The 13,112-nt window shown below is 65.3% G+C and carries 17 protein-coding genes; 12 read left to right on the top strand and 5 right to left on the bottom strand.

All coding sequences use genetic code 11. The features are described 5' to 3' along the window. Window positions 1-12 precede the first annotated feature (12 nt). From AR540_RS00840 to AR540_RS00825, 4 genes are all read right to left on the bottom strand, one after another. A complete protein-coding gene (locus tag AR540_RS00840; protein WP_059225964.1) occupies window positions 13-642 on the bottom strand; it encodes a hypothetical protein in 630 nt (209 codons plus the stop codon). Further along, window positions 639-1,727 (bottom strand): methyltransferase, encoded by a 1,089-nt coding sequence (locus AR540_RS00835; protein WP_236711982.1) that lies wholly within the window; start codon window positions 1,725-1,727, stop codon window positions 639-641. Before AR540_RS00835 ends, AR540_RS00840 begins: the two co-directional genes overlap by 4 nt. Before the next feature lie 19 nt (window positions 1,728-1,746). Next, a complete protein-coding gene (locus AR540_RS00830; protein WP_059225963.1) occupies window positions 1,747-2,067 on the bottom strand; it encodes a helix-turn-helix domain-containing transcriptional regulator in 321 nt (106 codons plus the stop codon). An 88-nt stretch (window positions 2,068-2,155) separates the two neighbouring features. After that, window positions 2,156-2,359 carry a hypothetical protein gene (locus tag AR540_RS00825; protein WP_059225962.1) on the bottom strand — a complete coding sequence of 68 codons (204 nt, stop codon included), beginning with the start codon at window positions 2,357-2,359 and terminating at the stop codon, window positions 2,156-2,158. Between the two features lie 511 nt (window positions 2,360-2,870). Between AR540_RS00825 and AR540_RS00820 the strand changes: the two genes are divergently transcribed. From AR540_RS00820 to AR540_RS00805, 4 genes are all read left to right on the top strand, one after another. Then, window positions 2,871-3,698, top strand: coding sequence for a DUF932 domain-containing protein (locus AR540_RS00820; RefSeq protein ID WP_059225961.1), 828 nt, complete (start codon window positions 2,871-2,873; stop codon window positions 3,696-3,698). Between the two features lie 79 nt (window positions 3,699-3,777). After that, the gene (locus tag AR540_RS00815) at window positions 3,778-5,826 is read left to right on the top strand and encodes a ParB/RepB/Spo0J family partition protein (protein WP_059225960.1); all 2,049 of its coding nucleotides are present in this window, start codon (window positions 3,778-3,780) and stop codon (window positions 5,824-5,826) included. Window positions 5,827-5,888: 62 nt separating this feature from the next. Continuing rightward, on the top strand, window positions 5,889-6,098 hold the full coding sequence (locus AR540_RS00810) for a hypothetical protein (RefSeq protein WP_059225959.1): 210 nt from the start codon (window positions 5,889-5,891) through the stop codon (window positions 6,096-6,098). Between the two features lie 759 nt (window positions 6,099-6,857). Further along, a complete protein-coding gene (locus tag AR540_RS00805) occupies window positions 6,858-7,172 on the top strand; it encodes a DUF736 domain-containing protein (protein ID WP_033959579.1) in 315 nt (104 codons plus the stop codon). 70 nt (window positions 7,173-7,242) lie between these two features. On the opposite strand, the gene AR540_RS00800 is transcribed toward AR540_RS00805, so the two are convergent. Further along, window positions 7,243-7,536, bottom strand: a complete 294-nt coding sequence (locus tag AR540_RS00800; RefSeq protein WP_082706858.1) for a helix-turn-helix domain-containing protein — start codon at window positions 7,534-7,536, stop codon at window positions 7,243-7,245. Window positions 7,537-7,854: 318 nt separating this feature from the next. On the opposite strand from AR540_RS00800, the gene AR540_RS00795 reads away from it, so the two are divergent. From AR540_RS00795 to AR540_RS00760, 8 genes are all read left to right on the top strand, one after another. Further along, complete coding sequence (locus tag AR540_RS00795) at window positions 7,855-8,205, top strand: DUF2958 domain-containing protein (protein ID WP_059225957.1); 351 nt, start codon at window positions 7,855-7,857, stop codon at window positions 8,203-8,205. Between the two features lie 337 nt (window positions 8,206-8,542). Continuing rightward, on the top strand, window positions 8,543-9,340 hold the full coding sequence (locus AR540_RS00790) for a DUF2285 domain-containing protein (RefSeq protein WP_059225956.1): 798 nt from the start codon (window positions 8,543-8,545) through the stop codon (window positions 9,338-9,340). A gap of 90 nt (window positions 9,341-9,430) precedes the next feature. Further along, a complete protein-coding gene (locus AR540_RS00785) occupies window positions 9,431-9,697 on the top strand; it encodes a helix-turn-helix transcriptional regulator (protein ID WP_442963753.1) in 267 nt (88 codons plus the stop codon). Window positions 9,698-9,723: 26 nt separating this feature from the next. Then, complete coding sequence (locus AR540_RS00780) at window positions 9,724-10,581, top strand: replication initiator protein A (protein WP_059225954.1); 858 nt, start codon at window positions 9,724-9,726, stop codon at window positions 10,579-10,581. Between the two features lie 289 nt (window positions 10,582-10,870). Then, the gene (gene parA, locus AR540_RS00775) at window positions 10,871-11,509 is read left to right on the top strand and encodes a ParA family partition ATPase (RefSeq protein ID WP_059226054.1); all 639 of its coding nucleotides are present in this window, start codon (window positions 10,871-10,873) and stop codon (window positions 11,507-11,509) included. Beyond that, window positions 11,506-11,793, top strand: a complete 288-nt coding sequence (locus AR540_RS00770; protein ID WP_059226055.1) for a hypothetical protein — start codon at window positions 11,506-11,508, stop codon at window positions 11,791-11,793. The genes parA and AR540_RS00770 overlap by 4 nt, the downstream gene beginning before the upstream one ends. After that, window positions 11,790-12,347, top strand: coding sequence for a DUF2840 domain-containing protein (locus AR540_RS00765; RefSeq protein ID WP_059225953.1), 558 nt, complete (start codon window positions 11,790-11,792; stop codon window positions 12,345-12,347). Before AR540_RS00770 ends, AR540_RS00765 begins: the two co-directional genes overlap by 4 nt. Further along, entirely contained in the window at window positions 12,344-12,952 is a 609-nt protein-coding gene (locus tag AR540_RS00760; protein ID WP_059225952.1) for a S26 family signal peptidase, read from the top strand. The genes AR540_RS00765 and AR540_RS00760 overlap by 4 nt, the downstream gene beginning before the upstream one ends. Window positions 12,953-13,112: the final 160 nt, after the last annotated feature.

Here is a 13,112-nt window from a genome sequence, read left to right as displayed (position 1 = left end):
TTCTTCCCATCGCTACGCCGATTGCAGTTGTGTAAGGCGAACTCGTACATCTTCGGTGATTGCCGGAATAACCCCGCCCAGCTTGGTTTCCGCATAGCTCGCGCGCTGATACTGTTTCTGCTTCAAAGCTGTCCCGCCCATGGTACCCGCAACCTTAGCTACCAACTTCGCCCTATCCGCATACCATCGAAGGATGGGCTCCTGCGACATTGCGGTAGAGCAGGTGTCATAGCCGGTCTTCGTAAGAACGAAGTCTGTCTCCAAGACCTTATTGTTGGTTCCCTTGGTGCCAGTGATGCGAATGAGATCGCGGGACCTCAGTAGCGACAGAGCGTCATCCAAGCGTTCGTAGGCGCCAAAGAAGTACCGGACCATCGGGACACGGCGAAGGTCAGGCTCCTCGTCGTCCAAGATCGCCTGCGCTGCTTTGTAGTAGCTCTTGTCCTTTGTCTCTGCGAACAAATCAAGCAACTCAGCAGCAAGATAGTCTGGATTTCGCATCCAGAAGTCGAACGCTTGTAGGCGTGCTTCGCCTTTGAAAATGAGAGCATACTCAGCCGCCGGTGGCTCGACGGGGCTGCCTCCTGCTCTCAAGACGAACAAAATTCGCAGGGCGTCGCGATGAGGTGACCGAACCGTCATGCTGTCTTGCCTCTTCTCGAAGTCGGCGCTTTTGCAGGCCAAAGCCCATGAGCCCGCAGCAGACGCGCTGTCGTGAGGCCATCCATGAAAACGATCTGGCAAGGGGCGACAAAGCTGCGTGCGAGCGCAAACGCCTCTGCTTGCTTGCGGACGGCAGCACCAATGGCATGGCAATGCTGCACCACGTAGATCTGGGCGGGAATGTTGAAGAGGCGATAGAGTTGGTCGCCATTTTTTCCAAGGTCGGTTGGCTTCATCGGGTGAAACCGTGCCGGCCCCTTGAGCAGGAACGCCCCTGTGTGACGGCGGCCACCAACAACCAAGTTGGCCGACAGTACATCGCTTTCCTCTCCGCCCCAATCGCTGGGCACCGAATGCTCGCCAAGCAGGCGACAGATCAGTTCTTTGACGGCCAGTTCCGGGACCATCGTCATGCGTTTGAATTCGGCTTCGGAAGGAAACCAGGTCTGGTCCATTCCAGCGAATTGCCCGATGTCCTCAGGGCGCAGTTCGAGTGTCGGCACGAATGGCGAAGCCATCGCGTGGCCGCTTGCTACCAGATCCCCCACGATGTAAGGCACGGCGCGGATGATGGTGTCTTCGATCCCTGTGATGTAACCGAACGCGAAAAGGCGCGTCGAGCCAGACATACGGGTGTACGCAGTGTCATTCACCAGCCCGTTCTTCGAAAACTCGAAGACGAGCTTCTTGTTAGCAAGCGGTTCGTCGAGCTTCTCTGTGAGACTTAAAGCAGGGGTCTTGTTGGCAGCCGCGAAGCCCTTGCCGGTGACATGACCGTTATAAATGAACGGGACGCCTTCCTTCAGTTCGCCTTCGAAGGCTAGTTGTGGCAGCGTCTTTACTTTGCCTGCAGCGATCGTTTGCAGGAGATATGAGCCGACAGCATTCGAAAGGATCGCTGTCGACATCTGAATGTCGTGACCCTGAAGCACCGCTACCACGTGCGCGGGCAAGTGCTGGGAGTTCAGCAACCCCAGAACGCGGTCACGACTTAGGTAGAACGCCGTTAGCTTCGCGGCAGTTGGCAGCGTCTCCATTCCTTCTTGCGCCGCGATATTGTTCATTTTTATCGGGCCTTTGGTCTTATTGCCCGCGGGTAGTCACGTGAAGGATGAGCCCGGCGTGACGCTGCAGATGGCTGATGACGGTGAACAGGTTGCGCGCCTGCGGGTTACCGGTCGGGCCGAACATGCGGATCAAACTCTTAGGCGACGAGCCGGTCTCTGCGGCAAGCTGCTCGAAGCCGACTGTCGCCTTGATGTAGTCGCGCAAAATCGCCTTGCCGTTGTCTACGTCGCCGGCCAGCATTGTCTCGATGCCGTCCGTGAACAGGGCATCGCGGAATTTCGGGTCGGCCTGGACGCGCGCCTGAACCGTCTCTTTGAAATAACGCGTCAGTGCCATTAGTTCTCCAGACCAAATCTGCGTCAGAAATGTGTTGCCATGTTAGGTAGCATTTATGTTACCACCATGCAAGATGAGAGAGCTAAAGTCAGCGCCGGTGAACGGGCCGCCACGACGTGCTCACCGAATTGGTGAAGTGCATGACATCCCATGAGGTTCGCGTCGCCGGGGCGGTTCCTTCGTAGAAGATGTTCATGAAGCGGGTCATGTCCACCTCCGTAGGCGCACCTCCAATTGATTCGATCAGCGACAGCAAGTGTTGCTGAATATCAAGCGCCGAAGGTTTGTTCATCCCAAAGTCTGTGCGTCCCCGGCCAAGAAGCATGGCCGGTCGCGCTGTCGTGCTTCGCATCGAGCCGCCTACGGCGTCTCGCCCCCTTCGGGCTTCCATCGTTCCCTCGCTCCGCTCGGCTGACGCCTCCGGCCCGGCTTCCAGCTTCGGGCCTGCGCGCTTCGCTTGCGTGCGGTTCGGCACACAGGGACGGCCGTTGCCTTGTCCAGCCGTCTCCCCTGACTTCATCACCTTGTCCGCGACTGTAGCCCGCGCCCGTGTGCCGTCAAGGCGCGCAGGGCCGTGTCCTCGCTGCGCTGCGGGCCGCACCAACCCTGCGCTTGTTTCCTTGACGGCCCCCGTCCGCGCGCTCCTGACCGTCGCGGGCGATGAACTCAGGAAAGACGGTGGCAACAGGGCCAACCGGGTTCCTCGTGCCAACCGCACCGAACAGCCGAAAGGCTGGGCTCCGAATCTAGGAATCCGGTGTGCGGTTTGAACAGCAAATCCTTCTTTGTCAGGAGAACCAATCATGCAACTCGCATCCCGTTTCGCTTCCCGTTCCCCGTCGCTGCGCAGCGATTACCCGCTGTCCGACGACCAAATCCGCAGGGTCGCGCCGTCCATCTTCGCGGACGCCCCGCACGAAAGCCGTTCCGAGCGGTACGCCTATATCCCGACCGCCGCCGTCCTGACGGAGCTTCGCAAGGAGGGCTTCCAGCCCTTCATGGTGGCGCAGACCCGCGTGCGCAACGAAGACCGCCGCGACTTCACCAAGCACATGATCCGGCTACGCCATGCCAACCAGATCAACGATGCAGAAGCCAATGAAATCGTCCTGCTGAACTCGCACGACGGCACCAGCAGCTATCAATTGTTGGCTGGCCTGCTGCGCTTTGTCTGCCAGAACGGATTGGTGTTCGGCGATACCGTGGCCGATGTGCGCGTGCCCCACAAGGGCGACGTGGCCGGGCACGTCATCGAAGGCGCTTACGAAGTGTTGAGCAGCTTCGACCGGGTGAAGGAGTCCCGCGATTCCATGCGCGCCATCACCTTGAACGATGGCGAATCCGAAGTGTTCGCCCGCGCCGCGCTGGCCCTCAAGTACGACGACCCCGACAAGCCCGCGCCCATCACGGAATCGCAAATCCTGATGCCGCGCCGCCACGACGACCGCCGCCCGGACTTGTGGAGCGTGTTCAACCGCACGCAAGAAAACCTGACCCAAGGCGGCCTGCGCGGGCGCAGCGCCAACGGACGCCGCCAGCAAACCCGCCCGGTGCAGGGCATCGACCAAAACATCCGCCTCAACCGTGCGCTTTGGCTGCTGGCCGATGGCATGCGCCAGTTGAAAGCCTGAATCCCCACGCGGCAGGGGCAGGCAGCAGCCCTTGCCGCTTCTCTCGCTGCTGCATCCCTAACCGCAAGGAGTTATCACCATGAACGCTGTTACCCAAATCGAAGCCCGTGCCATCGAAACCGCCGCGCCGCTGGAAGTGGCCGACCTGACCAAGAACCTGATTTTGGTTCCGCTCTCGCAGTTGCTGCCGCGCCGCTCCAAGCGCAACGCACGCAAGACCGCGCGCCTGTCCATTCCCGAACTGGCCGCGAGCATCGCCCGCATCGGTCTGCTGCAAAACCTCGTCGTCATCCTGTCCGCCGATGGCGAGCAATACGAAGTGGTGGCGGGCGACCGCCGACTGACCGCGTTGAAGCTGCTGGCGAAGAAGAGGCGCATTGCCGCCGACTTTGAGGTGCCTTGCCTGCTGGTGCCTGACGCTTCGGCCCGTACCGTCAGCCTCGCGGAAAACCTGCTGCGCGAGCAGATGCACCCGGCCGACCAGTTCGAGGCGTTCGCCGCGCTGGTCAAGGAAGGCCGGCCCATCGAGGACATTGCCGCCGACTTCGGCGTGTCCCCGCTGGTGGTGCAGCGCCGCTTGAAGCTGGCCAACGTCTCGCCGCGCCTGCTGGCCGACTACCGGGCCGCAGCCGTCACGCTGGAACAGTTGATGGCCCTGACCATCACCGACGACCACGCCGCGCAGGAAGCCGCGTTCTACAGTGCGCCCGAATGGCAGCGTGGCGCGTCCGCGCTGCGCGAACGCCTGACCGAGCGCGAAATCGACGCCACGCATCCGCTGGTGCGCTTCGCCGGGCTGGACGCCTACACGGCGGCGGGCGGTGGCATCCGCCGCGACCTGTTCGCGGAAGGCGATGCCGGAACCTATCTGACCGACGCCGCGCTGCTGGAAACGCTGGTGCGCGACAAGCTGGATGCGCTGGCCGGGGACGTGCGCGCCGAGGGTTGGGCGTGGGTCGAAGCCGTGCCGCACATGAGCTATGCAGAGCGGCAGGCGTTCCAGAACGCACCGCGCCAGCGCCGCGAACCGAGCGCCCGCGAAGCCCGCCGCATCGCCTCGCTGCAAACCCGCCTCGACAAGATCGACGCCGAACTGGAAGAAGCCTACGACGCCGAGGACGAGGACAAGACCGAAGCGCTGGAACCGCGCCGCGAACAGGTCGCCGGGGAACTGCAAGTCGTGGAGGAAGCCTTGCAGGGCTACGCCCCGGACGTGCGCGCCGTGGCCGGTGCCATCGTCACCCTCGACCGCAGCGGCGAAGCCGTGATTCATCGCGGGCTGCTGCGCGAAGCCGAAGCCAAGGCGCTGCGCACGCTGGAACGATTGCGGCAGGGTTTCGGCAGCGCGGAAGGCGAAGCCGGGAACGACGACGAAGGCGAGGACGCCGAGCAGCCCAAGGCCGCGAGCCTGTCCGACCGGCTGGCGCAGCGCTTGAGCGCGCACCGCACCGCCGCGCTGCAAATCGAAGTCGCCCGCCATCCGCAAGTCGCGCTGGCCGCGCTGGTGCATGGCATGGTGCAGACCGTCTTGCAGGACAACCACTACGGCCACGACTTGCCGCTGGGCGTGCGCCTGACCGTGCAAGACCGGCTGGAAGGCATGGCCCCCGACTGGCCCGAATCGCCTGCCGCCGTAGCCCTGCGCGAGTTGCAGCAGGTCGCGGGCGAAGCGCTGCCGCAGGACAGCACCGAACTGTTCGGCGTGCTGCTGGCGATGGAGCAAGGCGAACTGGTGCGGCTGCTGGCGGTATGCGTGGCGGCGACCGTGGACGTGGTGACGCCCCGCGCCACGGCGCACCAGGCGGGCGCAGAACTGGCGCAGGCCGTGGGGCTGGATATGGCCGCATGGTGGCAGCCCACCGCCGACGGCTATTTCAAGCACGTTTCCAAGGCGGTGATTCTGGAAACCGTGGGCGAGTTCGCGCCGTCGCACGCCACCCGGCTGGCGAAGTTGAAGAAGGCCGACATTGCCAGCGAGGCGGAACGGCTGGCCGATGGCACGGGCTGGATGCCCGCCATCTTCAAGACCGAAGGCCCGGAAGCTGCGCCGGAGGAAACGCAGGCGCAGGACGCCCCGGAGGATGCCGAAGCAATGGCGGATGAACCCGCCGAGGCACTGGCCGCTTGACCCGCGCCGAAGGCAAGCGCCCCGGCCCCGACCGGGGCGCTTCGCTTGAAGGAGAAGCCCCCATGACCCGCACCCCCACCAGCCGCCCGCGCATGGCGGCGATCTATGCGCCCGGCACGGTACGCGCCCGCCGCTGGCACGGCGAAGGCGACGTGCGCGGCTACCGCCCGCCCTCGGGCTGGACGGCCTGCGCCGACCTCACCGACACTCACCCCATCAGTGGCCAGCTCTTGCCGCGTTCGGTGTGGTGGATCATCGAAATCAAGGAATAACGAGCAGCACCGGCCCCAAGCCGTTCCGCCTTTGGGCCGGTGGTCGAAGATCCGGGCGCAGCGGTGGCCGCGCCCGGTTCCAGCGTCCAAAGCAAAATCGCCACGTCGCCGCCTTCGACCAGGCGGCGACGTGGCGGACGTGCAAGTGCCTTGCACGCGGTACAGCCATCGGCTCCCGCTGACGCGGGCAAGGTTTCGATGGCGCCCCGCCGCAATGGGCGGGGCTTGTGGGGCTACGCCCCGGCTTGCTGCGGCAGGTTGTGCCAAGGCGTGCCGTCCTCGACGCTGGCAGTTCGCGCCTGTACGTCACGAAGGACGGTTCACCGACACGCCGCCCGGCTTCGCTATGGAGCATCCACGCCACGCCTCAAGCCCGTCGCCGCAATCTGCGGCAAGGGGCGTTCTCGCTCGTCGTTGGGGTATTGGCCTTGCCCGCGGCAGGGCGCAAGCCAGTGAAGCCGTCATGCGGGGATGCCGAGTCGGCCACGTCTCCATTCGGGAGCGGGCGGCCGGTGCGTCCTTGGCTTGTCGTGAATCCTGGCGAGGGAACGGCTGTGCCTTGGGCTTCATGGCCGCAACCTTCCAGCGAAAACAATTTCCCCTGCGCTGCGCGCATTCCTCGCGGGACAAATTCTTTTCGCTTCCAGGCTCTCCACGGTGTTGCGACCGCTGCGCGGTGCGGCCAGCCCATCCCCCGCCGGCCGGATCACAACAAGGACGCACTGGCGCGACCTTGTTCAACCCGAAAGGAAAAACATCATGGCTAACATCGGCACCTTCACCGCAGAGAAAGACGGCTTCACCGGCCAGCTCCGCACCCTGACCCTCAACGTCAAGGTCAAGCTGATTCCCAACGACAAGGGCGACACCGAGAACGCCCCCGACTTCCGCCTTCAGGCGGCCGGCCACGACATCGGCGCGGCGTGGAAGAAGACCAGCGAAGCCGGGCGGCCCTACGTGTCCGTATCCCTCGACGACCCTTCGTTCCCGGCGACGGTCTATGCCCGTCTGATCGAGAACGAGGACGGCACGCACGACCTGATCTGGTCGCGCAGCAAGCCCAAGGCGGCCTGACGGCCGCCCACCGTGCCCCGCCCATTGCGGCGGGGCGCCGTGCTGCTGGCGCATCACCTCACGCACGCGCCTACGGCGTGTCGCGTTCCTTCAACACCGCCTCAAGCTCCTGGCGCACCTGCGCCAGAAGCTGATCGGCCTTGCGCGTGCTGTCGCCGGCATAGGCCAGCGTCAGCAACGTGAGCGGATGCACGTCCATGACCTCGCACAACTCGGTCAGCTTGCTGATGGTCGGGCTTTTCAGGTCGCGCTCCAGCAAACTCAGATAGGTACGGCTGGACACGTCGGAGAACGCTTCCTGGCTCAAGCCGCGCGCTTTCCTGACCGTCCGTATTGCCGTCGCCAATGAGTTTTTCGCCGCCACCTATGGTTTTCCTTAGAAAACCAAGATGACAGCCGATTGCGCACTATAGAGCTACAAACTATAGTGCGCATTTGGTGTCGTTGATTTCCGTGTTCGTGCCTTCACGGCAATCCGCATGGGCGGATTCCGACAGAATCGGGGAACCGCATCCGTGTCTTTGCTGGCCTGCACATTCCCGCTTTGGCGTTTCCGTGCATGTGCGGATTCGATGGCTTGTGCCTTCGTGCTTTCCCGCCAAAGCACGCATCCGCTTCAGCGGTTCCGCGCATCAGCGGAAAATCGTATCCGTGCATCCTCGGATGCGTGGGGATTCGAGCTATGAGCCAGCCGCTCGTCACCGTGGAACAGCGGGCGCAATTGCTCGCCGTCGGCGCGGCACGCGCCGACGGTCAGAACATCGACCCGATGCCGGCGGTGCGACTGTTCACCCCTGACGCGCACGCCACCTGGCTGCTGGCCGCGCTCGACCCGGCCGATGGCGATACGGCATGGGGGCTGATCGACTTGGGAATAGGCATGCCCGGCCTGGGCCATGTGAAGCTGTCCGATCTGGCGTCCATCGTTGGGCCACACAAGCAACCGGTGATGCGCGATCGCTACTTCCAGCCGGCGCGGCCGCTGTCGGAGTACCTGCGGCTGGCCGAGGAAAACGGCTCGATCACCGACTGAGCAGTCCCAGCCAACGACGGCGCATTCTGACTATTTCAGTCTTACCCAAGACGTGGGCGGTCTGAATCCACACTCTTGCACCGAAGCGGTGCGCTTCTGCTGCAAACAGTCATGATCTTTGGCGCGGGCTGCTGCACGGTGCTCCACGCTGCGCACCATTTTTGTGGCGGCGCAGCCGTCGCATTCAGACGATTTCCGCAATGCCCTGGAGCGAATCGGTCTTGACCCCAGCAGTTACAGCGTACCCCGATTTCGATGACGACTTGATGGCGACTCGATAGCTCCCGCACGGCGGAATCCGTGGCGACGTTCCTGCTGAATGACAGGAGGTTGCGTCATGGCTGCCCCGAGCGCCGAACACTGGTATCCGACCGCCGCGTATCTCTACACGCTGCATCTCGACGGCCCCGCGCTGGCGTGGGAATACCTACGCCGCCACCCCGACTACCGCCGCGACTGGCTGCGCCGGCGCCGCCGGCCAGAGGCCGCCGCGCGCTGGGGGCTGCGCCTGCTGGAAGATCCCGCCCTGGACGCGCGCGACGCGCATCCGGCCTGGTTCCCTGACCACGATGCTGTCGTGCAACTCTATCCCGATGCCGACCCGCCACCCGATGCGGTGGCCTTCGCGTTCTGGCGCATTCCCGGCCAGAAGCATCTGATCCACGATGGCAAGCGCCTGATGCTGCTGACATGTTGGCCGAGCTGCTGCCTGCGCTTCGCACTGGCACCCGACCTGAGCGATGGCATGGCCTACGCCTATGCCATCCGCGCCTGCGCCACACCGTGCGTCCGCTATCAGGCACTGGCGGCCGAGCTGGACACGTTGGCCATCGCTGGCGACGCCTTACCCGCGGGAATGGCACGGCCACGACCGACACTCGCCACATTGCTGGAGTTGAACACGCTCCAGGCGCTCGACGGCACCCTGGCGGGCGCATCCTTGCGCGAAGTAGCGGAAGGACTGTTCGGTACCGATGCCGTCGCCGACGACTGGTACGCCGACAGCGCCTTGCGCGCCCGCGTTCGCCGGCTGGTGCGCCGGGGCGATGCGCTGATGCGCGGCGGCTACCGCCGCCTTGCACAGCTTCCGCCCGTTGCACAGGGACGCGCTGCATCCCCTGCAAAACGTCCCTGAGCAGGAAGCCTTGCTTTCTTGAAAGTGCCTCTATCCGGCTGCGTGGTGTGGCCGGGCTTGATGGAGGTACATCCCATGCGACCCGCTCCCTTGCGGCCTGCCGCCGCTGCTGTCGCTGCGCCCGCGCAGCCCCAACGCTACCTGACCAACGACGAAGCCGCCGAATACCTGCGGCTGTCGCCGCGCACGCTGGAGAAACAGCGCGTGATCGGCGGCGGCCCGAAGTTCCGCAAGTTCGGCCGCCGCGTCATGTACGCGGTGAGCGACCTCGATGCCTGGGCCGCCGACCGCAGCTTCGAGACGACCTCCGATCCCGAGTACGCCGAGCACCGCTCGGCCGACAGCCGTGCGCGCTGATCGGCGGCGCGCGGCTGGCCATCGTCATGTCCAGCACCGCGCTGCCGTCCAGGCAGCGGCCGTTGCAGGAGCGCGAACAGCTCGACCTGTTCCGCGCCTTGCCCGGCGACATGGCACCGCGCGACAGCCAGGATTTGATGGCCTATCCGTTCTTCTCGCTCGCCAAGTCCAAGCGGGTCAAGCCCATCGACTTCCGGGCGGGCAACGTGACGATCCGCGTGGAAGGCACGCAGGAGCACGGCATCGCCACGATTTGGGATGCGGACGTGCTGGTATGGGCGGCCTCGCAGATCGTGGAGGCGAAGGACGCGGGCCTGCGGCCGTCGCGGCTGATGCGCGCGACGCCTTACGAGATCCTGCGCTTCATCGGGCGCGGCAAGTCGCTGCGCGACTACCAGCGCCTCAAGGCCGCGTTGGATCGCCTGCAATCGACCACGGTGGCCACGTCCATTCGCGAGACGACCGGGCGGCGCCTGCATCGCTTCTCATGGATCAACGAATGGAAAGAGCTGGCCGATGTCAGCGGCACGCCGCTGGGCATCGAGCTGATCCTACCGGACTGGTTCTACGCGGGCGTGCTCGACGCTGCCCTGGTGCTGACCATCGACCCGGCGTATTTCCGGCTGACCGGCGGCATCGAGCGCTGGCTGTACCGCCTGGTGCGCAAGCACGGCGGCAAGCAGGCATACGGCTGGCAGTTCGACTTCCGCTACCTGCACCAGAAATCCGGCAGCACGGCCAAGCCCTACGACTTCGCCTGCGACCTGCGCGCGCTGGTCGCGCGACAGTCGCTGCCCGGCTACGTCCTGGGCATCGAGCGGATGCCGGACAACGGCATGGAGCTGCTGACGTTCCGGCCCGTGCCGCAAACGGCACGGGGATAACTTCGGGAAAGCCTGTGAATAGTGTCGTGCTATCAGGCGTGCGGGGTATCGTGCTATCAGGCGTGGGCCTATCGTGCTATCAGGCGTGCCAATCGGCCGCAAATGCGCGCCAGCATTGGGTTTGCGCGTCCCCTAACTACCTAACTTCAAAATCTCTAACTTTTAGTAGAGAAGCGCCGCTGCGATGGATAACCGCCATGCGGCCACAAACGGCGGGAAAAACCTGCCACCAACTGACAGGTTTCGCAGGCGAATCGACGCAAGGCTTTCCAGCATGGAGGGCTACGCCATGATCGTCGCACTGCTCAACCAAAAAGGCGGCGTCGGCAAGACCACGCTCGCCACCCACATCGCCGGCGAGCTGGCGATGCGCGGTCTGCACGTCATCCTGCTGGACGCCGACCCGCAGGGTTCGTCGCTGGACTGGACGCAGCGCAGAAGCCAGCAGGGCTTGCCACGGTTGTTCAGCGCCTTGGGCCTCGCCCGCGAAACGCTGCATCAGGAAGCGCCGGAGCTGGCCCGCCGCGCCGATCACGTCATCATCGACGGCCCGCCGCGCATCGCCGCCCTGGCGCGTTCCGCGCTGCTGGCGGCCGAGCGCGTGCTGATTCCCGTGCAGCCCAGCCCGTATGACCTGTGGGCCAGCGCCGAGATGGTGGCGCTGATCCGTGAGGCGCAGGTGTTCCGACCTGCGCTGCGCGCGGCCTTCGTCATCAACCGGCGCGTCAGTACCACCATCATCGGCAGGGAAGCACGGCAATCGCTGGCCGAACAGCCGCTGCCGGCGCTGCGCAGCGAAGTGCGCCAGCGCATCGTCTTCGCCGACAGCGTGGCCGCTGGCCGGCTCGCCCGCGAAACCGCGCCCGACAGCGCCGCCGCACGCGAGATCGCTGCGCTGGTCGATGAACTGCTGCGGTGGCCGGCATGAGCAGCGACAGCACCACCCGCAACGGTTCGCGTGCCAGCAAGCGCGTCGGCATCGGCGCACGTCCGCCCGCGAATCCGCACGCCGAGGCGTGGATTCGCCAGGGCGATGCCGATGCGCTGAATAAGGGCGACCTATACACCGCACGCCTAACGTTCGACGTGACGCCCGCGCTGCGCGCGCGCATCAAGATCGCCGCCTTCGGCCAGGGCGTGACCGTGGCCGACCTGCTGCGCGGCCTGCTGGAACGGGAATTTCCCGATAAGCGCCCGGAGACCCTGCCATGAACGCATCCGCCTTGCCTGCCGCTCACGCGGCGACGGCTGCACCGGCTGCTGCGCCGCCGCCTTCGCTTTCGACGCTCGCCGGCCAGGCTGGCAACGTGCCGCTGACTCGCGTATCGCTCGCCTACATCGAACCGCGCTTCAAGCTCTACCTGCGTTTCGGCGAACCGGCGCGCACGCTGCGGCTCGACCGCTGGCGGCGCTGTGCGGTGTTCCTGCCGCGTGCAATGTTCTGCCGCGTGCGCTGGGAAGCAAACGACTACGGCACGATCCGCTGGCAGCTCATGGTGATGCAAGCCGCCACGCCGCTGGACGACATGCAGCGCATCCCCGGCGTGCGGCCGGGCGCACGCCTGCTGCTGCACGCCGAAGGCGAGAACGCGGTACGTGCCGTGCTGGAGCGAATCGACGGCATCGAGGCGCAGGGCATCGCCGCCATCGACGTGTCGCCCGCGTACTGGCGCACGCTGGGCAACCGTCTGGCGGCCCGCCTGGCACTGCTCGAATACACCGCCGAGCGGCACGCCGCCTGGCTGGCCGGGAGGGCGCTGCCATGACCGCCCATTCCACCGTCGCGCGTACGCCCGAAGCCGCGCCGCATCCTCGCTCGCCGCACTCACGTTTGCGCGCTCGCATCGTGCTGGCGGGCTTCGCCGCCTTCGGCCTCGCTGCGCTGGCCTGGGCGACGTTCGTGCAGCCGCTGCCGCGCCTGATCTACAACCCGTCCGACAGCGTGCCGGTCGGCTGGTATCGCGTGCAGCCGCTTGACCATCAGGCTGCCTCGCTACCACGACCTTTTTCCGTGGGCAGCATCGTCCTGACCCGATTGCCCGCCGACGCTGCCGCGCTCGCTGCGCAGCGCGGCTACCTGCCGGCACACGTTCCGCTCCTCAAACGTGTGGGCGCGGTCGGGCCGCAACACGTCTGCATCGTCGCTGGGCAGGTTCGCATCGACGGCGTGCCGGTGGCCGCCGCGCTGCCTGCCGACCGGATGGGCCGGGCGCTGCCATCCTTGCAGCTTTGCCGCCGCCTCGAACCGGGCGAGCTGTTCCTGTTGAGCGTGACGAATCCGGCATCGTTGGACAGCCGGTATTTCGGGCCGGTCAGCGCATCCGCCGTGATCGGTGTTGCGCATCCGGTCTGGCTGGAGACACGCCCATGATGGCCGCCGACTCGCTGCACGTTGCAGTGCATCTTGTCGTGCCATCAGGCGTGTCGTTCTGCTGGGCGTCGCCGTGTCGTCGCGCGTGCAGTGCGGGTGCATTCGCACCGCACTTCGCGCTGCCTTCGGCGCAGCCGTCCCACGTGCAGGCGTCTTGCCT

It is taken from the genome of Pseudomonas sp. EpS/L25, from assembly GCF_001512295.1.
Classification (GTDB): domain Bacteria; phylum Pseudomonadota; class Gammaproteobacteria; order Pseudomonadales; family Pseudomonadaceae; genus Chryseomonas.
This window is presented reverse-complemented; position numbering and strand designations above follow the sequence as displayed.